At 33.2% G+C, this 22,037-nt stretch carries 15 protein-coding genes, 1 pseudogene and 1 riboswitch; of the genes and pseudogenes, 13 read left to right on the forward strand and 3 right to left on the reverse strand.

The genetic code is table 11. From position 1 onward, the window contains the following. Window positions 1–165: 165 nt before the first annotated feature. Window positions 166–1,179 carry a C40 family peptidase gene (locus SM124_RS08925; protein ID WP_322446163.1) on the reverse strand — a complete coding sequence of 338 codons (1,014 nt, stop codon included), beginning with the start codon at window positions 1,177–1,179 and terminating at the stop codon, window positions 166–168. 1,326 nt (window positions 1,180–2,505) lie between these two features. On the opposite strand from SM124_RS08925, the gene SM124_RS08930 reads away from it, so the two are divergent. The 5 genes and pseudogenes from SM124_RS08930 (at window position 2,506) to SM124_RS08950 (ending at window position 11,162) form a co-directional block, all read left to right on the forward strand. Continuing rightward, entirely contained in the window at window positions 2,506–6,603 is a 4,098-nt protein-coding gene (locus SM124_RS08930) for an Ig-like domain-containing protein (protein WP_322446164.1), read from the forward strand. A gap of 515 nt (window positions 6,604–7,118) precedes the next feature. Continuing rightward, window positions 7,119–8,591: pseudogene (locus SM124_RS08935) on the forward strand (IS1182 family transposase); the annotation flags it as partial. 367 nt (window positions 8,592–8,958) lie between these two features. Continuing rightward, entirely contained in the window at window positions 8,959–9,672 is a 714-nt protein-coding gene (locus tag SM124_RS08940; RefSeq protein WP_322446165.1) for a thermonuclease family protein, read from the forward strand. A 46-nt stretch (window positions 9,673–9,718) separates the two neighbouring features. Beyond that, on the forward strand, window positions 9,719–10,345 hold the full coding sequence (locus SM124_RS08945) for a sunset domain-containing protein (protein ID WP_322446166.1): 627 nt from the start codon (window positions 9,719–9,721) through the stop codon (window positions 10,343–10,345). A 247-nt stretch (window positions 10,346–10,592) separates the two neighbouring features. Next, window positions 10,593–11,162, forward strand: a complete 570-nt coding sequence (locus SM124_RS08950; RefSeq protein ID WP_322446167.1) for a restriction endonuclease — start codon at window positions 10,593–10,595, stop codon at window positions 11,160–11,162. A gap of 209 nt (window positions 11,163–11,371) precedes the next feature. Here the strand turns inward: SM124_RS08950 and SM124_RS08955 are convergent, their stop codons facing one another. Further along, window positions 11,372–12,385, reverse strand: coding sequence for a DUF5050 domain-containing protein (locus SM124_RS08955; RefSeq protein ID WP_322446168.1), 1,014 nt, complete (start codon window positions 12,383–12,385; stop codon window positions 11,372–11,374). 302 nt (window positions 12,386–12,687) lie between these two features. On the opposite strand from SM124_RS08955, the gene SM124_RS08960 reads away from it, so the two are divergent. From SM124_RS08960 to SM124_RS08990, 7 genes are all read left to right on the forward strand, one after another. After that, window positions 12,688–13,740, forward strand: coding sequence for an acyltransferase family protein (locus SM124_RS08960; protein WP_322446169.1), 1,053 nt, complete (start codon window positions 12,688–12,690; stop codon window positions 13,738–13,740). A gap of 50 nt (window positions 13,741–13,790) precedes the next feature. Next, entirely contained in the window at window positions 13,791–13,994 is a 204-nt protein-coding gene (locus SM124_RS08965; RefSeq protein ID WP_322446170.1) for a hypothetical protein, read from the forward strand. Between the two features lie 126 nt (window positions 13,995–14,120). Then, entirely contained in the window at window positions 14,121–15,359 is a 1,239-nt protein-coding gene (locus tag SM124_RS08970) for a BMP family lipoprotein (protein WP_322446171.1), read from the forward strand. Window positions 15,360–15,638: 279 nt separating this feature from the next. After that, window positions 15,639–16,307, forward strand: coding sequence for a hypothetical protein (locus tag SM124_RS08975; RefSeq protein ID WP_322446172.1), 669 nt, complete (start codon window positions 15,639–15,641; stop codon window positions 16,305–16,307). A gap of 56 nt (window positions 16,308–16,363) precedes the next feature. Continuing rightward, the gene (locus SM124_RS08980; RefSeq protein ID WP_322446173.1) at window positions 16,364–17,014 is read left to right on the forward strand and encodes an SH3 domain-containing protein; all 651 of its coding nucleotides are present in this window, start codon (window positions 16,364–16,366) and stop codon (window positions 17,012–17,014) included. A 398-nt stretch (window positions 17,015–17,412) separates the two neighbouring features. Next, window positions 17,413–18,300 carry a helix-turn-helix domain-containing protein gene (locus SM124_RS08985; RefSeq protein WP_322446174.1) on the forward strand — a complete coding sequence of 296 codons (888 nt, stop codon included), beginning with the start codon at window positions 17,413–17,415 and terminating at the stop codon, window positions 18,298–18,300. 48 nt (window positions 18,301–18,348) lie between these two features. Then, window positions 18,349–18,534 carry a hypothetical protein gene (locus SM124_RS08990; RefSeq protein WP_322446175.1) on the forward strand — a complete coding sequence of 62 codons (186 nt, stop codon included), beginning with the start codon at window positions 18,349–18,351 and terminating at the stop codon, window positions 18,532–18,534. A gap of 133 nt (window positions 18,535–18,667) precedes the next feature. On the opposite strand, the gene SM124_RS08995 is transcribed toward SM124_RS08990, so the two are convergent. After that, window positions 18,668–20,596, reverse strand: a complete 1,929-nt coding sequence (locus tag SM124_RS08995; protein WP_322446176.1) for a 5'-nucleotidase C-terminal domain-containing protein — start codon at window positions 20,594–20,596, stop codon at window positions 18,668–18,670. Window positions 20,597–21,242: 646 nt separating this feature from the next. Continuing rightward, a riboswitch (cyclic di-GMP riboswitch) is annotated at window positions 21,243–21,325 on the forward strand. A gap of 22 nt (window positions 21,326–21,347) precedes the next feature. On the opposite strand from SM124_RS08995, the gene SM124_RS09000 reads away from it, so the two are divergent. Further along, a complete protein-coding gene (locus SM124_RS09000) occupies window positions 21,348–21,986 on the forward strand; it encodes a hypothetical protein (protein ID WP_322446177.1) in 639 nt (212 codons plus the stop codon). The last annotated feature ends 51 nt before the right edge of the window (window positions 21,987–22,037 follow it).

A 22,037-nucleotide genomic window follows, 5' to 3' on the forward strand; every position in this document is an offset into this window, starting at 1 on the left:
AGTAATTATACTTGGTAAAACAAGTAAAGGTTTCTTTTACTAAGAATTATCCGGAATTTTGTATTTAATGAAGGTTTAATTTGCAATCAATCGATGGTGAATAAAATAAACTAAAAAAGACAAAGGAGAAAAAAAGTAATATTTCCTTTGTCATCTATCTTTATATTAAAATTTTCTAAAGCTATGGAAATGATTTTGGTAATAGCTAGTGTTTAAATTTGAAATGATAACTCCATTAGTTGTATCGGCATGTATAAAGTACCCTTCACCAAGATAAATACCTAAATGGGAAATTCCTTCTATATAATTGCTTTCATATGTATTTGAGAAGAATACAAAATCACCAGGCATTGGATGATCAGTAACGGTTGTCATTTTGAAATAACCCTCTGACGATAATCGACTTAGCGGAGTACCGGCTTGGTTGAACACATAGTAGATAAAACCACTGCAATCAAATCCTTCTGTTGTTGACCCACCCCATAAATACTGAACACCAAGATACTTATTAGCCTCTATAATTAATTGTTCCACTTCTATTGGTACAGATGGAGTCGAAATGGGTACACTCTTAACCGGTTTCTCACCTGGGATTAAAAGCTTTTGACCAATCTTAATTTGGTCTGTATCTAACTGGTTAAATTTTTTAATTTGGTTAATGGAAACTCCGTATTGTTTACTAATTAGACTAAGAGTGTCTCCATCTTTCACCGTATACTCAAATGATTTTTCCTTTTTAGGGGCTGGTGTAGTAACCTTAGCTGGTTTTTTCGAACCTGCTTTAGTAGTAGAAATTGAAGACACCTTTAATTTTTGCCCAGCATAGATACGATCATTCTTCAACTTATTCCACTTTTTAAGGTTAGTCAGGCTTACTTTATACTTTTTTGCAATACCGCTTAGTGAATCCCCTTTTTTCACCTTATATATAGTGCTCTTTTTTTCAGCAGGCGTTGCTGTCTTTTTTGAAACCACTAACTTTTGGTTAATAAAAATCTTATCTGACTTCAATTTATTTAAGGTAAGTAAATCTTTAATAGTTAATTTATGCTTTATGGCTATGGAAGAAAGAGTGTCTCCCTGTTTTACCGTATAAGTGGTTGAACTAGCATATGTACTTGTGGCAATAGTAGAAGATAGCAATGTAATGGTAACAATCGATATTAGTTTCCTTTTCACTACTTTTTTCACCTCTCTTAAATATATCTTTCCTATGATTCTATCATATTAATGGAATAAGAGGCATTTGTTGTTAAAAAATAAGAAAATAGTATCGGTTATTAAAGTACCTTATCTATTATATATTGAAGGAAACGTTGATTGTACTGACTTTCAATATGAAAAGAGTCATCTGATAAAAGGTAATAGATCCTGATTATAAGGAAACGTACTATATTATAGCCATAGTGATGTTGCAAATCTCAAAATAAATATAGACTCCCTATTTAATTCACTAACGACTACTCTTCTAAAGGGTGGATAGATTTCATTTAATCTCCTATTCAGACTAGTTTCTGATAATTTTATAGTAAAAACGTATCTTTATAGAGACACCACACATAAAAGGGAGTAGGTTAATACTAGTGTTAGCTTGTTGTAGATCCAAAAGCATTTTGGGTAGTTCTTTTCTTATAATATATAGAACCAATTACTAGAAACTCTTTATAACTCTTACTCAAAAAAATAGCTAGATTGAGTTAATTCATTAGCCCATATTATTATTTGATAGCTGTATAAACTATCTGATTCATTGAAACTCGTATATTCCTTTAAGTAGTAGAAGTAGCTTGATAAGTTTTTAATAGAAGAGAGGATATTTTCTTCCATTGTGAAAATCATTACAAGTTCGCTTAAATTAATGTATTTACGAAATCTTCGCTAACGTGCCACCTCTTAATCAATCCATACGAGAGGCCTGTCCATTTTTAAAAATAGTTAACACTTTCCCTGTCAGGGACACCCATTGAGTGCTACTTCCAGCTGCTTACAAATCTGTAAATTTAAAATGGAGAATTAATATGTATCTTACAAATCCATTTCTAAGATATTCCTAATGTAGAAACAATGTGAATTTTTATAGTCTCATTGAATTAACTACTATAGAACCTTTATTCGAGCTGTTGAAGACAAAGATAACGCGATGCTACTAATTTGCAAAAAGGACAGTATAGGAAAAGAATACGACATATATGCATAATTGTTCTTCTGTTGGTAATATTTACTGAGGTTTTTCCTCATAATATACTAAAAAAAAGCTAGAATTCCCCAGAAAATTGTATTATTATAAGTTTACAAGAAGCAAATGGAAATCAAATCGTTTGAATCTTGTCGATAAGTATTATATACTACTAATTGGTTATATATGCTAAAGTTAGCATATACTCAGTTTTTAGGTAGTATAATAGTTCGGTGTGTTACAGTCATTGGAAATCTAATATATACATAGATAAAGTTAGAAATATTCCAATGCACTATTTAGATATTTGAAGGGAGATTTACAAGCACATGAGTAAAAAGAAAGCAATCAAAATCGCTGCTGCTACTGCAATTGCAGCATCATCATTCGCTGCAGTAGCTCCACTACAAGCAGACGCGGCAACTACAGTTTCACAAAAGGTTAAAGCAGCAAAAGCAACAATGAAAAAACCATTCACAACTTATTCAACTAGCGATAAGTATGTTTCAACTTCAACAGTTAAGAAACAAATCGCTGCTGCTGAAAAAGCATACGAAGATATCGTAAAAGTGGTAGACAAATCTAAACTTACTTCAGGTACTAAGAAAAAGCACAAAGCGGCTCTTAAAGGATACTTGAAATACATTAAGTATGCTAAAGGATATAACGATGGTGCTGTAGCATCTCACAAAGCTGCTAAAGATCTTAAAGCAGATGTTGAAGCATTAAATGCTTTAGTAGAAGCTGACAAATTAGAAGATGTTGTAGCTCAATTAGCTAAAATCAAAGCTGGTGTAGAAGCTGCTAACAAAGCAATCAAATCAACAGTAGTTGGTGCGAAAGCTGAAAAAGTTCTTATGAACCAAAAAACTGCTCCTGTAACAGAATTAGTTGAGAAGTTTGAAGCTGATAACGCTGAATTCTTAGCTGGTCCTGCTAAAGTTGAATCGGTAAGTGCGATTACTAATACTAAAATTGATGTAACTCTTAAAGAAGAAATGTCAGTTGTTTCTGCTAAGAAATTCACAGTAGAAGGATTAACAGTTCTTTCAGCTACATTATCTGCGGACGGTAAAACAGTACGCCTTGTAACTTCAAAACAAGATGCTGGTAAGCAATATACAGTTAAATCTGGTGACACTTCAGCTTCTTGGATCGCTCTAGTTGAGGATACAACTAAGCCAGAAGTTAGCACTGTAACAGCGTTAACTAACAATATTGTTCAAGTAGACTTTGTAGATACTGATGCTACAGAAGCTTCTATTTTAAATCCAGCTAACTATTCTATTAACAATGGCTTAACAGTTTCTAAAGTAGAATATGTAGTAGATGCTAATGGTGAAGTTGAAAAGGATAAAGTATATCTTTACACTTCAGCTCAAGTTGGTGGAACAGTTTATACATTAACTGTAAGCAATGTTGAAGATGAGAGTGAAAATAAAGTAGACAGCACAAAAACTAAGCAATTTGCTGGTAAATCTGCTGATACTACAGCTCCAACTTTAGTAAATGCTGTATCCTCTAAAGGAAACAAAGTTACATTAACTTTCAATGATGCTAGCCAATTAGATGCTGCTACTATTGGTAATGTATCTAACTATTCAATCTCTGGTTTAACAGTAACTGGTGTTGAAGTGGTTAGTAATCCATTGACACCAGGAAACAAAACCGTAGTACTATCTACATCAAACCAAACACCAGGAACTGTATATAAGGTAGTGGCTTCTGGAATTAAAGATGTATTTGGTAACCTTCCTACATCTAATCTTGAGTTTAATTTTGCTGGTACATCTTTAGATACTACACCACCAAGTTTAACGACTGTTACTTCAGCTTCTAATACAAAGGTTGCTGTAGTATTCAACGATGAATTAGATGAAGCAACTGCAACAAATATTGCAAACTATACAATTTCTGGTCTTACTGTAACAGGTGCAGAGTTAGATAAATCTGATTCTACAGATCCTAACTACAAAAAACGTGTTTACTTAACAACATCTGCTCAAACACCGGGAACTGTATACAAATTATCAGTTAAAGATGTAAAAGACTCATCTGGTAATGCTATTACAACTAATCAAACCTACGAAATGCAATTTGCTGGTAAAGCAGCAGATACTGCAAAACCAACAGTTCAAAGTGTATCTGTTGAAGCAGGAAATAAAGTGAAAATTACTTTCACAGATGCAAGTGATTTAGATGAAGCTACAGTTAAAACACTAACTAACTATTCATTCGATGGTGGTTTAGGGTACCCTACTTCGGCTTCATATAGCAAAGCAACTAAAACTGTAACTTTAACTACAGCTAAACAAACTGCTGGTAAAGTTTATAAAGTTACAATTAATAACATTAAAGATGTTGCTGGAAACGTTCTTGAGGCAAATACGCAAAGAACATTTGCTGGAATAGGTGCATCATTAGATCCGCTTTCACTTGAAAGTGTTGTTGCATTAAACAACCGTCAAATTCAAGTAACTTTTAACAATGATGTAGACAACTCTACAGTGGCTAAAACTGACTTTAGCCTAAAACAAGGTAGTGGATCATTTGTTAACTTTGATACTCTTACTGGCGAAACTTTAACGCGTATTGACGCTAAGACTTATATTCTTACATTACCAGTAGCTAATGCTCTAGTAAGTGATGTATATACACTACAAGTTAATAACTCTGATAGCTCTATCTCTGATTTAGGTGGAAGAGCACTTGTAACTACTGATGCTACTAAAGCTGAAAGAACTTTTGGTGGAGTAACTACAGCGCCAGTTGCAGCTCAAGTTACAGTTGTTAGCCAAGTGTCAGCAAATGTTATTGATGTATACTTCGATAAAGAAGTTGCTGTTGATGCAATGGTTAACGTGAATACAGTATCTGTAAATGATACAGTAAACACTAGAACTGCTACTGCTGTTGTAAGGGATTCTGCGGATAAAAAGAAAGTTAGAATTACTTTAGACGGTTCGCTTGCTGGTGAGAAAATTGCAAACTTAACTTTTGCTAACCTTGCTAAAATTACTGATGTAACAGGTAATATCCAACTTGCTCCATCAACAACTGGTGGTTCTACATTTGTTAAGGCATTTGGAACTGTATCTTATACTGCATCAACACTACAATTATCTTCGGCTGTTGGTGTAGACGAGCAAACGGTTGAATTATCATTCAACCAAGATATTGTATTTAATTCTGGAAACCCAATGACATCAATTACTGATGCTAATTTCTTAGAAATTAAGAATGGTGATGGTACGTCAATTTCAGGGGCAGACTATGACTTAACTTATGCTGAACAGACTGCACCTAATAAAGTTCGCGTATACTTCAAAAAAGGTACAAAGCTTGAAGAAGGTAAGCTATATCAAGTTGTTATTGCTAACCATTCTGATGGAGATGCTAAATTTACAACTTTAGATGGAGATGCACTTGAGGTAAATGGTAATGCTACACGTGGTACTGCTGTGTTTGGATTTAATAATGCAGAAGTAGCTGCACCAGAATTAGTTTCTGTTGTTCCTCTATCTGATGACACTGTACGTGTAACTTTCAGTAAATCATTAGCAACAACTCCAACTACTGATGGAACTAGTACTTCTGATATTGAGTTTTATAACGGAACAGACAAAATTGCAATTTCTAAGTTAGGTGCATTTACAGATGTAAGTAATGGTGAGAAGAGAGTATTTACAGTCAAGTTAACTGATGGCAAGTTCTTATCTGGTACAACTTACACTGCAAAATTACCAAGTACTTTAACTATTACAGATAAATATGGTGTAGATACTATTAAGAAGTCTGGTACATCTGATGTAACAGTTTCATTCGGTGGTGCTGCAGCAGCTGCAACTGCTCCAACTGCTAGTGATTTAAGATTTATCTGGACTGATGATGCTACTCCTGACTTTGACAATGAAGCGTTTGTAAGTACAGCGGGTCTAGCGCAAAATAGTGCTAGAACATTAGAAGTATTTATTTCTTCTACTGCTCCAACTGCTTCAACAACTGCAGAATTCACTTATGATTTAACTGGTGCAGGTGCTACTCTTGGTACAGCTACAACGTTAACAAAAGTAGGAACACCTACTATCGCTGCTGGAGATAAAGTCTACTACCGTTATGTTGATCAAGCCTACAATAAATCTGCTTGGGTAGAAGACGGAACTATTGCTGCTGCTTCAACTGTAACATTAAATACTAATACTTATGAATTAGGTAATGCTACTAAATTTACTGTCGCAAGTGCAGCAACTGCAGCATTAACAGTTGATAGCACAGGTACAGCATATACTACAGCTTTAGCTAACACAGCTGGTGCCGATACTAATGTAATCTCCATTGTGAATACATCTGGTGATAACATTACTTATACTACATTCACTTGGAACGAATTAGTTTCACCAACTTTAACTGCTGCTACTAAGCGTTAATCTTATAGTAATTACGTTCAATCGAGTGTAGAAATAAAGGCTTGTTTTCTGAAAGGAAAATCTCGTAGAGGTATAATCTCTACGAGATTTTTTATAGAAAAGAAAACCCTGGGCTAGGCCCTGGGTTCCCAATAAAACGGCTCTATAATAATTGTTGGGGTAAAGTGACGAAAGATTTTCCTATTTTAACTGGTAGTTTTTATCTAATTCATGGGTTAAATCTAAGTATTAGAGGCGTGTACTTGCTAGTCTTAACGGTTGTAACTCAAGAATTCCAGCTAAGGCAATGGAGCACATCAGTATAATGATTGATTCCCTTAAATAATTTAATAATATCTATCAACTAAAATACCTGACCAGAGGGAACGTCCGAGACCAGTGAAAAAGTCTCCAAAAATCTACTATTAAACTATTTTTATTTAAAAAAGGAAACCCCGCGGTTTTCTAGATATAAAAAACCCCCTAAATGGTATAATGGATGTTGACTAGACACCAAACCATAGGGGGTTTTTTACATGCTTCGACTAGAGCCAAAGCAATATAGTTTTCATTCTGTATTATACTCTAAAATACCAGAAAATCATATACTTAAGAGGATTGTTAGTGTAATAGATTTTAGTTTTATTAATGATATATTAAAGGAATATTATTGCGAAACCTTTGGAAGGCCAGCTAAAGAACCTGAATTGATGTGTAAGCTTCTTTTCCTTCAGGAATTATATAATCTCTCTGACGAGAGATTGATTCAGGAAGCCAGTTGTAACCTGGCTTATTTGTTTTTTCTAGGATTAGATCCGGAGGATATACTTCCAGATAAGAGTTTGCTTTCTAAATTTCGAACAAAACGTTTCCCGGATGATAAACCTTTAGACAAAATTTTGACTAACATTGTTAAGCAATGTGTGGATAAAGGTCTTATTAAAGGAAACAGTGTTAGTATTGATGCCACTCATATTGAAGCTAATACTATTAAAAAAACACCCGAACGGCTTATGAAACATTTAGCCAAAAGAATTCTACAGGCTTTTGAGGTTGAAACGGGTCAAGATATTTGTGGGTTACCCGAAGTTCCAAACTATGAAGAAATCGAAGACCACAAAGAAGCAAAAGCTGTTATGAAAGACTACATAGATACTGTTATTGATATAGTTGAAAATCAGTCAACTCCTACAGAACAAAAAACCCATCAAATTATTGAAAAAGCAAAAGACATTATTAACGATCCAAAATTTCTTCAGCAAAAAGGTGTTCGTTCCATTATTGATGAGGATGCACGAGTTGGACGTAAAAGTAAGAACCAAGATTTTTATGGATATAAAACTGAATATGTTATGACAACAGATGAACGTATTATCACGTCTGTTCGAACTGCCGATGGTGCTTATACAGATGGAAACTACGCAAAAGAAATGTTAGATGACACATTAGAATCAGGAATGACAGTGAAAGAAGTTTATGGGGATAAAGCTTATTTTAGAAAACCGATTCTTGATGATATTGCATCGTTTGAAGCAGATGCATATATTCCTGTTAGTGCTGTTGTTTATAGACTGGATGAAAATGAATTTAGTTACAATAAGGATTCGGATGAATGGCAGTGTAGCCAGGGGAATATAACCGTTGATAAGAAGTATTTTTCTTCTAAGAGAAAAGAAGGTGCGGATAGGACTGGTTATAAATATTATTTTGATATCAAACAGTGTAAGTCATGCCCTTTGCACGATGTATGTGCAAAAAAACAAGCGCGAAGAATCCTCGTTGTTGGACTGAATACTGGAGAGTTTTATGAAATCTCTCAATATCAAAAGACTGAGGAATTCAAAGAAAAATATAAGAAAAGGGCTTCTATTGAAGGTAAGAATGCGGAGCTCAAACGATTTCACGGCCTCTCCCGAGCCAGGGGTTATGGTCTATTAAGTGTGTCTAGACAATCGAAATTGGCTGCCATAGCAGTGAACTTGAAGCGGATTGCAACTCTTGCATCCGCTTCAAGTATTTAATAGAGGAGGAAATGATGCCTCATTCCCACTCAAAAACTCAAAAAAATGTAAAGAAAACTCATTTAATTCGAAGTTAGATAAAAATTTCGAAGAAATGAGGTTTGGGTTCGAAAAAACCCCTACTTTTTCACTGGTCTCGGAACGTCCCCTTGGTATTTTAGATTACTTTATTTACTAGATAGGGTTAGGGTTAATGCCGCAAGCACGCAAGCATGCCAAATTTTCATTTTTGACAAAATGGGGAATAACGTATAATAATACTAAATTTACCATAAATTATTTCCTACCAAACTATTATATATCTTCCAGTTATATGGTATTATCTTCACGCAACCAAATAACTAAGGAGACTCCTATGAAGAAATTACATACTACTCTCATCATCTTTGTGACATTTTTAATTGTATCGATATTGATATTACCTAATCTTTCAGAGGCTCATAGTGGCCGATTAGACAAGTTAGGAGGCCACTTCCGAACATCCGATTGCGTTTATGAATTACACAAACCAACGACTTTAGCAAAAAAGGCAAAAACGAAGAGTGAAATAGTTACAATGATTAAAAAGTACAGCAGCAACAAGTGTAAAAACAATCTTACAACTAGTAAGTTGAGCCTTCAAGGATATAATTTAGGAACAGGCACTACAGTTACCAAAGGTAAGCTTGCTTTAAACAAAAAGTACACCGCTACTCTTTCCAAATGTACGGATGGTGATACAGCTAACTTTAAAGTCGACGGCAAGATATATAAAACCCGGTTCTTGTACATCGATACCCCAGAATACACAACTAAAAAAGAAAAGTACGGTAAGGAAGCATCTGAATATACATGTTCTAAGTTGAAAAAAGCAAAAAAGCTTGTTTTAGAAACGGACGGAAAAGATGTATACGATAAATATGATCGATTACTTGCTTGGGTATGGATTGACGGCAAACTCCATCAAGAAATGATTACAAAAGCAGGATTAGTTGAAGGTTTTTATGATTATGGTACATATGACTATGAGAAAAAAGTTAAAGATGCCATGAGTTATGCTATGAAAAACAAAAAAGGTATGTATAAATAGTAGACTAAAATAGATTAATATAATCAATAAGGGGAATGCAACTCAGATGAAAAGCACCGATAAAAGAAAAATAATAGAGCGAATTAAAAAAGAACAAGGGATTCTACAGGTTAAATTAGTCAGCGAATTTATGTATTTAGAAAGTAATAAGGTTTATAGCTTTATCAAGGAATCAAAAGAAATAGAACAAAGAGAATCTAAAGAAGGCATTAGACTATATATAAAAAAGAAAGGTTGCTTTGGCTGCCTAACCCCTATACTTTTTCTTATTCTTATTGGTTCTTGTGTCGGTTCATTTACCGATGAAGAAGATGACTCATCTAAAACTAAACAACAGGATACCGTTGAACAGTCTAAAAAAAGAGACCATAATGATACCGATGATAAAGAGAGTAAAGAAAATGCTACTAATAGCGAGGATAAAAAAGAAACAAAAGTAAACAAAGAAACGGTTACTTCTAATCCTCCAAAAAAAGAACAGAATAAAAAGCCAGTAAAAGAAGAGAAAAAGAAAGAATCCTGTACACCGAATATAAAAGGGAATATAAGTTCGTCAGGCGAAAAAATATACCACGTTCCAAGTGGAGCATTCTATGATCGAACAGAAGCAGAAAAAATGTTTTGTTCAGAAGCCGAAGCAAGAGCTGCGGGATTTAGGAAGTCGCAGAGATAATTGTAGCAAAAGTAAATGTTGATAATAAAAAGTAGTAAGTCTAAATAAAAAACAAATAAAAAACCGCCATTTTGAAAATACGATAAATCAAAATGACGGTTTTCTTTATGGTGTGAAAGAAAGACCAAGGGACAGTCCCCATGGTCGGTTATAAACAAATGGGTAATAGATCCTTTGTTATAATTACTTTTTGAAGGAAACGATCACCTTTTGTCGAAAAATAATAGTTGAGAGGTGATGGACATAAATGTCTAGGAAAAGAACAAAAAAACAGCAAAAGCAATTAGAAGAATTGATTAAGGGATTTCTTGTCATGTTTGCATTATCAACTTATCTGTTTACCAAGTCCTTTCTTGCTACAGGAATTCTTACCTTTGTAGTTTTAGGTGTTTTTATTGGAATAGCTATGATAAGAAACTCTAAAAGAAAAGAAAAACTTAGAAGGTCTGGTATCGATGAGATAGATAAGATGGATGGCATTCAGTTCGAGCATTATTTAGCTGAACTATTCAAAAAGCAAGGTTATAGAGTGGAGGTAACCAGATCTTTTGGAGATTACGGGGCTGATTTGGTTCTAAAGAAAGAGAATCATAGGATAGTAGTACAAGCCAAACGTTATAAATCCAATGTTGGAGTGAAAGCTGTTCAAGAGGTAAAGTCGGCGGTAAGTCATTATGATGCAAATGAAGCCTGGGTGGTCACGAATAGTGGCTTTACAAAACAAGCATATACACTTGCTCAATCAAACAATGTAAGGTTGTTTGACCGAGATGATTTGATAAATATGATAATAGAGTTGAATCCCAGGGCCTCTTAGGAGTATACATTGGAATAGATACTTTTCTTCTTCATTAAAATAACAGTTGAGGAATTAAATGACTAAAGACCATGTAGTCCAATCAATTAAGTCTGAGGAAGGAATAATTATTAAATACTGCAATAAAAAGCGAAGAAGAATAAATTGAGCTTTATTCTTCTCATTAAGATTAAAAGAAAAGGACTAAAAATGATTAGTCCTTTCAAGTGTTACTTTAGAGTTAGAATTTTCTTGTAGGCTCCATTATTATCCCAAATGTAGAGAGAATTCCCTGCTAAGTATAGGCTAAGATATGTAAATGGCAGGGTACTCAACTTATTCTTAACCTTTGACACACGATTCATATGCCAAAGCTCTTTGTACACAGTTCCGTCTTCTTTATAGGAATCCAGTATATAGTACAAGTCATTATTTCTAATGATGTAAGAAATTACTTGATCAGGATTATCAATTCGATTAGGTCCAACTCTCCCTCTTTCACCTGAATCTTGTAAAATTACAGGAATGGAAACCTGATCATTCTCCAGGGCAAAAAAGTCACCTCGATGAGCCCTATAATAAACCTCACCTGCAACTACCATTAATTTGTCTATACTAAAATAAGACTGGTGATTCCAACTATTAACCTTTAATTCTTCAAAATCCTTACCTGATACTTTCATTTTAAATATTTGATTGTCTCCATCCACCATATAAATCAATCCGTTAACAACCTGAACCTGATTAACAGATAACTTTTTCAGATTTACCACTTTCTTTGTTTTCAAATTCATTTTCTGGATGTACCAGCTATTATCGTCATCTTCGTCTAACATGACATTATAATATAAGGAACCTTTGTACTCATTCAGATAGTATGTTCTCTTTTTGCTTAATTGCTTTTTGGATGTACCATTTGATTTAACCCTAAATAAACTTCCTGTTCTTTCTAAATCATTATAATAAATCCAACCATTATGAAAGAATACCTCTCCCACCCACTGGTCTTTAACTAACTCTTTTTTTACTTTTGGATTTTTTATTGACTCCTTAATGATTCCATAAGCATCCTTCCAGTCTGGATAATAAATGTATCCTTTGCCATCATAAGCAAAATGGTTTCCATTAGCATTATTAGAAACTCGGTTATAATCTACTGATTCAGTTTTAGCATTAGATGTGTCCCCGCAGAAAATGGTAAAAGCAATGAAAGTACAAATGATTGTTAAGAATTTCAGTTTCATAAAAAACTCACTCCTTCCTTAGTATCCATCTGATACTTAATAATAATACCATATTTAGGTAAGACTACCCTGCTAATGAATATATCTTTTTAAAGTGTATTATATGATAACTTGTTTAAATACAAGTGGAAATATCTGAAGTGACTTCTCCGAAAAGATCAGTGAGTAGGGGAGATAATTTATTTAAGAGGGGGACATACTCTAAATAATCGATGAAATATTTACCATGCGGGAATTTTTAAGAACCAATTTCTTTTTTGTTATTATAAAAAAGTTGAAGTATGTGATACTTAGGAGGAAATATGGAGAAAAATCGTAATCCATGGCTTGATAACGTAAAGGGCTTATTAATCTTTTTGGTCGTTTTCGGACATCTAATAGAGATTTATCGTCATTCTGAGACCCACACTAGTGTCCTATACATATATAATGTCATCTATACTTTCCATATGCCCCTGTTTATTCTAATAAGTGGATATTTTTTTCGTCCGAATAAGTTTGAAAAAATCATTCAGTTGACCTTTATATATTTCTTATGGCAAGTAATTAATGGATTCTTCTCAAAATTTATAAAACACCATGAACTTGTTACGATAGCACCTGATAGCCGAATATTAGATATTTTTGTCCCATATTGGACAATGTGGTTTTTGTTTGGAATCATAGTATGGAATATTATCACCCCTATCATTCTTAAGCTACGTTATCCTTTATTATACGCTGTCGGGTTAGCTGTTTGGATAAGTTATATTGATAATGTCCCAAGTTGGTTTTCAATCAGAAAATTGATTAACTTTTATCCATACTTTTTAATTGGATACTTTTTAAAGCAAAAGAATATTTTATCTTTATTAGCACAAAAAGCAGCGTCATGGAGATCTCCTGTACGTTTGGGTGCCTTATTCATCGTCCTTACTTTCTTATTAGTAATGGTGCTTTATACTTCAAAAGGAATTGACACAGACTTGCTTTTTATGAGAAATGAGTATGCTCATTATGGGTGGTCCGTATATAAAGGAGCTACCTTTCAAGTAATGCAATATGCAACCATTACTGTGTTGTGTATCGCACTAATTCTTTTAATTACTCAGAAAAGGATATTGTTTACATTCAACAAATTCGGTATATATACACTCTCTATTTATTTGATGCATTCTAGTACTGTCCGAGTGTTTCGTCAATTTGTACCAGAACAAATTAGTAATGACCCCATTTTACTTTTAATTATCTCGTTTGTATTAAGTTATTTATTCTGTTTAATTGTTACTAGCAAATTCGTTATACGATTAATATCACCACTAGTTCATCCGAATCTAAACTGGGCTTTAAAGTTAGATAAAAATACTCCCGATTAATACAATGACTGAAAAATTAGCCTCTTGTGAATTGGAGAGGCTTTTTTCTCTTGGAGAGAAACAACCCCTTGGACGGTTCTGCTGGTTTGAGTTTCTTTTTCATTTGTGGAAAAGGTTTAGAAAGAGAAGACCAATTCTATCGAATAATTCATACAGCAAAAATTGAGGAAGTTCTTCAAGTTCCTGATTATTTTGCACAATTAGAAGAACTATTGACCAGGTCAACGGACTTCAAGTTGAAATTTTTGGGATGATAAAAGAAAGGTTAAATAGTTTGCTTAAATATTATTTGACTAGAATTATAGTTAATTATGAGTGACAGATACCTAAAAAATCAGGTAAAATGGTGTGGGTATAAATCACTATTAACGGAGGCAACCATGAATAAGCTATTAAAAACATTATTAGCATTTATAGTAATACTAGGATTTATTTTGCCAACCGTCACGCCAACAACGGAAGCAAAGGAATTGTGGGGAAAAGTAGAAATAAAAAAAGGTTTGATTGGAAAAGTAGTTATCCTTAAGGATACCAGCCTTTTTTACAAGGATTCTAAAGGGAAATTAACAAAGGGTAAGACAATCAAAAAGAACTCAGAACTGGGAGTATTCAGCTACGATAAAAAAGCATTACTATACAAAGTGGAAAAAGGATACATAAAGAAAAATTCTGCTGTAAAGTATAGTGTGTTACCAAAAGATTATAACCATTCAATATCTAAGATTGGTTTTGTTACTGATAATTCCGGCATAGATGATAAATCATTTAATCAGTTGACTTGGGAAGGATTACATCTATTCAGTAAGAAAAATGAAGCCAAGGTAAAGTATATACAACCTGAGAGTTATAGAGAATATGAAATGAATTTATTAAAGTTAACAAAGGAAGGCTATGGACTTATCTTTGGAACGGGTTTTCATTTAGCTGAACCAATCAACCAAGTTGCTAGTAAAAATAAAAATACAAAATATGCGATTGTTGATGACGTAGTAAATCAGCCAAATGTGGCAAGTATTTTATTTAAAGAAAATGAATCTGCGTTCTTAGCTGGAGTAGTTGCTGGTTTAAAGACAAAAACGAATAAAGTAGGTTTCATTGGTGGATTAGATGTACCACTAGTTAATAAATATGAAGTAGGTTTTGTCGCAGGAGTAAAGGCTGTGAATCCAAAGGTGGAAACTGAAATAAAATATGTAGGAGATTTTAACAAACCTGAGATAGGAATGCTACTAGCTTCTCAAATGTATTCATCCAATACTGACATAATATATCAAGTAGCTGGTGGTAGTGGGTTAGGAGTTTTTGCTGAAGCAAGACAAAGAATGAAAAAGGATCCTAACAAACAGGTATGGGTTATTGGAGTAGATAGAGATCATTCTGAACACGGGTTGGACATTACATTAACATCTTCAATTAAAAGGATGGATTCTGCTGCATACGACATAGCATCAAGAGCAAAGAAGGGAAATTTCCCAGGTGGCAAGACAATTGTTTATGGAATAGCAGAAAATGGAGTAGATGTAGTAAAAACGAATCTTGATTCAGAGACTATTAAAAGAGTAGAGGAATTTAAGAAGAAGGTAGCTTCGGGGAAAATAAAGGTACCTACAGAAAGATAAATTTTATTATGAAAACAATGGATAGTGTGATGTACTATCCATTGTTTTTTTAAAATTCTATTGGATGGATCCTTTTATAGGAATTAGGAAAATTCACTGTCTTACTGAGTATACGTGGAAATGATTGTTTATCTCTAATATATTGATTTTATTAATCTATTAGGGGATAAATAATCCAAGAAGCCTATTATGTACAATCCCTTCAGTTAATAATCTTTTTAGATCCAAATTTATATAGTAGAATATTACTATTAAAGAGATGAAAAGGAGAATATAAGAGTGAAAAAAATAATAAGTATACTAGCTTGTCTACTGATTTTCACAGTATTAAATACTGGGGTAACAGCAAAAACTCCACAATTAGACCTTAGAGTTGTAGATAATATTACTCTCTTTAATGTAATTGGACCTAAAAATGAAGAAATACACTATCAATTTTATTACAAAAAAGACGGGAAGTATGAGGCGTTTTATTATGGATTAATGAAAGAAAGCAATCAAATTGGTTATGCTCGATTCAAAAAGGATGGAGAATATGGAATTTCATATTCGGTTGGTAATAATGTTAAAACTTCGAAATTAGTGAAATTCAAAATTAAAAATTCAAAGAATAGAGTTAAAAATATTGAAGATGCTATAGAATTTGAAGATGTCCAAACATCTATTGGGTATGGTCTACAATTTAAAGGTAAATACAATGTTAGTTTAATGAAGGATATAAAAAAGCCTATCGTATATAAACTTTACACGATTGACAAAAAAGGAAAATTAAAATTAAAAGAAACGAAAAAAGCACAAAACAGCATTCAGGAAGTTTATTTTAAACGATTAGACAAAGAAAGATACATAGTACTTAGCTATAGCGTGAACGGAAAGGTAAAAGAGTATTTATTTATTACTAAAACCTCGGACTTAAAGTATTTTGATAATACATTTACTGGAATTTAGAGGAGAATATCTCTTTCGGTAATAATAATATTTTGGTCTATATAGGAGGGATATGCTTGATTAAGAAAATTATATCGATCGCGTTTTCTTTATTATTAATAACGAATATGTTAGTTCCAGAAGCTGGGGCAAATAAAAGTAAGGTCAAGAGATACTATATGACAGCTACTGATCATATTAATGTTCGTCAAACACCATCTATTAAAGGAAAGAAATTGGGTTTGATTTCAAAAGGGTCAAAAGTTTATATTATGGCATATTCATATAATGAATGGATGCCTGTGGAGTATAAAGGAAAGAAGGCCTATGTAAGTGCAAAATACCTAAAATATGTAAATCAACCAAATGGTAAATGGGTTGGAAATTATAAACACAATTTCTCAGGTACAGGAAATGGATTGGATTTATTGATTTACAAGCAGACCTCAAATAAGATTTATTTTGGTTTCTCTTATTATGGTCGTAAGGACTCTAATGGTAATTGGGTATACAGTTCAAAGGATCAATTCGGTTCAGCATCTTTGAAAAATGGAAAAGCCTATTATTCATCCAACGGTTGTAAAATTACTTTTACATACTCCAAAATTGATAAACAGTATAATACAAAAGATAATATCTATACGTATACAAACGGGGCATGCGGGATGCTAGAAGATGGATCTATGGATCAAGATATGGGTGGCTATGCTGGCGGGTATATTTGGTAAAGGAAATGTAGGTCTTTCGAATAAACAAAAAAAGCCTTGTTTGCATTGATGTTGCACACAAGGTTTTTTGAATCCTGCAAAATGATCATTTGTTTATTATAATGAGTCCCTATCCTGTAGTAAAGTCTTCTTAATTTTATAATGATCGCTTTGATTAAGACGTTACAAATTCCAAAGCAAATAGGAACTTCACATTTAAAGGGTAAGTCTAGTATATCTCCTTTTTTACAATGGGAAGAAATAATAGTTTTATTAAATAATCCAGTTCTTTAATAGATAAAATGCTTCTCGACATAAACTATTTACCTAATATTCTTATCATTAAAAATATGATAAAATTACTATAATTGTATAAGTATTTTTAGTTCTTTATATTTATAAAAAGGGGATAGATTACTTTGAGAATCTATGAGTATAGCTTTGGAGAAATTTTACACTCATTAAGAACAACAAAGGGGATTTCGATAGAAGCTCTTTCACAGGGGATATGTTCTGAAGATGATTTGATTCTTTTTGAAAAAGAGAAAAAGTTTCCTACCCTTGAGCAGCTTGATCAATTGACAGAAAGACTAAATTTAGACCTAACTTATTTCTTTGAAATGGCGTCGAAAAATAAACAAAATTATTTCGTTGCAGTTCAAGAGTTGATCAATAAGTATAAGAGAGAAAGAAATTATAAAGCGATATATGAAATTGTTTATAGAGAGGAAGAAAATCCAAGCTTTCAACATACTAGCCTAAAGCAATTTTTATTATGGCATAAAGGAATTTGTATTTATTATCTTGAAAATAATACAGACAAGGCAATGAAATTCTTATACCAAGCGATAGAGTTAACCAACTCAAAGCGTAAAGACTTTTCCGAAAGGGAAATTGAAATTCTGAATAGCATTGGTCTCATCTTATATGAAAATAAAGACTTTCAAAATGCAAAAATAACTTTAAATTCAGCTTTGGCAAGTTTGGAGAAGCTTCCAAATATAGTAGATGATCGAGTAGTTTTAAAGGTGCTTTTTTCTCTTTCCCAAGTATTATCTGAGTTAGGGAGTTTTGAAGAATCTTTACAATATAGTAAAAAAGGAATCAGCCACTGTATTAACAAGGAACTCCTATATTTGTTCGCTGAATTTCATTATCAAACCGGGGAAAACTATATTAAATTAGAAGAAATTGAAAAGGGTAAAAACTACATAGAGGAATCTATCAAAATATTAAAATTGCAGGGTAATGAAATTTTTGCGCAAATCTTCCAAGAAGAATTGGAAAAATTATTGTCACGGTGTTAGAATAAAATGGAATTATATTAAATTATTAGAAAGGTAGTGTTGTCATATATGAAAAAATTAATTTTCTCAAGTGCTTTAGCTCTTACTATAATTGGTGCAGCTACTTTTACATTCGGATTTGATACGGCAGGTATTCCAGTACAACATGGTAAGGAAAATGTGGTAGAACTAGCAGGTATTCCAGTTCAACATGGACCGCAGTATACAACTCTAGGAATCCCTGTTCAACATTAAAATAATGACAAGAAACAGTGAGGATATTCACTGTTTTTTTAATAGATTTACTTTTCTATCAACATATCAATACAATAGGCCTTCACCAGTAATTAATATTGTGGTGAAGGCCTCAATAGTTTTATATTATATTTTACTTTTTACCCTTACCTTTTCCTTTATCTTTTCCTTTTCCTTTATCCTTACCTCTACCTTTGCCGTTTCCTTTATCTTCGCTACTAACAACAATCTCGATTGCCTTACTGACATTACCCGCTTTATCCTTTGCAGTTACGATTAAATTAGTACCGGCCTTTTGCTTTTTCTTAATACTAACAGAGAATTTTCCATCTTTCTTCGTAGTACCATAGCCAATTCTATTCTTTCCAACATAAATAGAGATTTTTGTATAAGCTTCTGCTTTACCAGTAACCTTTTTATCTGAATTTTTAACTCCGTTTACCACAGGAGCATTAGGAGCGGTAGTATCTCCGTTACTGACTTGAGCTTCCTGTATAATTCTTCCCTCTACCTTAGGGGATACCAAACTATACTTACTTAAATAATCAACCATAACATCATAGTCTACAATGAATAGTTCCTTCATTCGTCCTTCATCTTTAGCCTTTTTAAACATCGTAAATCCGTCTCCGCCATCAGCGGTAAAGGCATTAGTAGCTACTCTGTATATCTTCGTTTTATCAAGAGGTTTAAATCCATCATCTGTTTTAGCTTCAACAGACCAAACTCTGCTGCCAACTGGCTTAGTTAGATCAAACTTATATTTAATCCCAGAAACTTGTAGGAATCGCCCTTCCACTGTTTCTACTCCGCTTACACCATGTTCTAGTGCTTTCCAAAGTTCGTCGCCAGTAAGATCAAGTGTTACTAAAGTATTTTCATATGGTAAAACGGTTTTGACATGACCTAAAGTGATATCTCCTGCCTGGATAGATGAACGTATGCTTCCACCATTTTGAAGAGCAATATGAGTTTTTACAAATTGATTTGCTTTGGCAACCATGGAGTCTGTAATAAGGTTTCCTAAGTTAGTTTCCTTTGTACGTACGTCAGCACGTTCCCCATTTAAAAATACATCCGTTTTTCCGACAATTCTTTTTGTATATTCTTCAAGCTCTGCTTTGTACTCATTTACTTTCGTTTTAACATGTTGATTTTCAGAGTAAGTAGATAGGTCTGCTAGTTGACCATTGTAACCTGTCACAACACCAGTGCTATTAAAGGTTACATCTAAAGAACCAAGGAAATTTAAGTGTTCTCCTGCTTGAACAATAAGGGTTGGCTCTGTTTTGTTAATTACATATGGCTTATCAAGCGTTGTATGAGAGTGACCACCAACAATAATGTCAATTCCGTCAACCAACTGCCCAAGATTAATATCAGGCTTATAACCTAGGTGTGATAATGCAATAATTTTATTAACTCCTACTCTTTTTAATGAGTCTACTGTTAATCTAGCCTTTTGAACGGAATCCTCATAGACAATATCCTTACTAGGGCTAGATAGAATAGAAGTCTCCTCTGTTGTTAACCCAAAGATTCCGACCTTTTCCCCACCGATTGTTTTAATGATGGAAGGATAAATTTTTCCACCTTCCGCAGGATTACCTGTGAAATCTCTATATAAAGGGCTTAAGTATGCATCTTTTGTAACGTTAACGTTTGCTGATACCATCGGGAAATTCATTTGTCTAATAAAATTGGCAAGTGTGACAGAGTCTTTATCAAATTCATGGTTTCCAAATGTCATAGCATCATAACCTAATAAATTCATAAAATATAAATCTGCTAAACCATTGAACTTATTGAAATACAATGTTCCTGAGAAAACGTCTCCAGCATCAACTAGTAATGTGTTTGCTTTTTGACTGCGTAGAGTATTAACAGCGGTAAATAATCGTGGTTGTTGTTCTACACGAGCATGTGTGTCATTAGTATGTAGAATGGTTAAGTTGAAGTTACCTGTTGAAGCGGAAGCCTGTAAATTAGTAGGTACAATAAATGTTACTAATAAGGTAAGTAGGGTGGTGTAAATAAATACATTCAAATTAAACTTTTTCAATTTAATTTCCTCCTTGTCTATTGGAAACAACTATATTCTCTAGCTGATGTTGCCTAGGAGTCTAGTCTATATATTTATATATAGACACTTTCCGTTTAAATACCTCCTTATTAATTTATTTGCAGATGAATCCATTAAAAATATACCACTAGTTTACTTTTTATCCCATAATTTTTAAAAAATCCCTTATATTTAACTATAAATATTTTAGGAATAACATTCTAATTAACCAGTTTATTAGTCAAATTAGTACTCAAGAACATAAAGCTAGTACGATGCCTATTAATGTCAGTAAAAGTAGAATTAGTAGAATATGAATGAGTATGCAAAGTCCTGTAGTGATAAACTAGTTTATTTTGAGACAAAAAAATAATAGATCCTGCCAGTTAACTTATCTGGATAAAAGCAATGATTCTATTAAAAATAGATAGTTTATGAATTTTTTTTGTGCTTTTTTACCCAAATTCTAAAAAATAGAATTAAGCCTATAATTGTTTTCTCGACAAATCCATCAAAAATTCGAAAAATAATTACGCAAATTTTGAAAATATTTGTGGGATTATATGGTAATTTTACGATTTTTCTTTAGCCACAAATCTAGTATTTAGGCTTATAATCATATTGTAAACGTTGTAAAACATGTTAATCATTGGAAGGAGACGTTGAAGCTTATTCTGTATTTGGGCACTTGGAATATGTGGAGTCAGTAGTGCAACCGACCTCCAATATAAAAAATTGGAGGAGATTTAACATGGGTTTAATTTCAGGTAAGGTAGCAAGCGTATTGGTAGCAGGAAGTTTAGCAACAGGAGTAGCAACATACACAGGTACACAACATCTAGACACGATTAAAGAATTTGGTACGACATTGCAAGGTCAAGTTGAAACTCTTTCGGACAAGCTAAACCTAGCAAATGATAATATTGTTTTAGCGGAGAATGAGGCATATCGCAATATTCAATCTGCTAACAAAATTATTAAAAACAAAAATGAGAGAATCAATAATCTTGAGTCACAAGTGCAGCAAGCAAATGCAGATATTGAAAGCCTAAAAACAGCATTAGCTGCAAATGCAGCAGCGGTAGAAGGAAAAGAAGAAGCTGAGGTAAAAGTAGCTAACATTGCAGCTGTAACAGATGAACAAGCTTCTAACAACTTGGAATTAACTATAGGGGTCCAACAAAACCTAGATACGGCGGATTCCCGTACTATAGCTGTTTCAAACCCTAATATGATAGATGTAGTTGTTACATATACATCTAATAAAGGACAAACTGGAACACTTACTGTACCGGCTGGCGATACACTGTATGTTAAAAAGGATAATAGTGGAGAAATGGTGACTTTCACTTATACACTTGGTGAAAAGAATTATAGCTCACATAAATAATATAGATAGATGGAGAGGAGAGACTAGTTGTCTCTCTTTTTATTTTTTTTA

The sequence above is a fragment of the Robertmurraya mangrovi genome, from assembly GCF_034427655.1.
In the GTDB taxonomy this organism is placed as follows: domain Bacteria; phylum Bacillota; class Bacilli; order Bacillales; family Cytobacillaceae; genus Robertmurraya_A; species Robertmurraya_A mangrovi.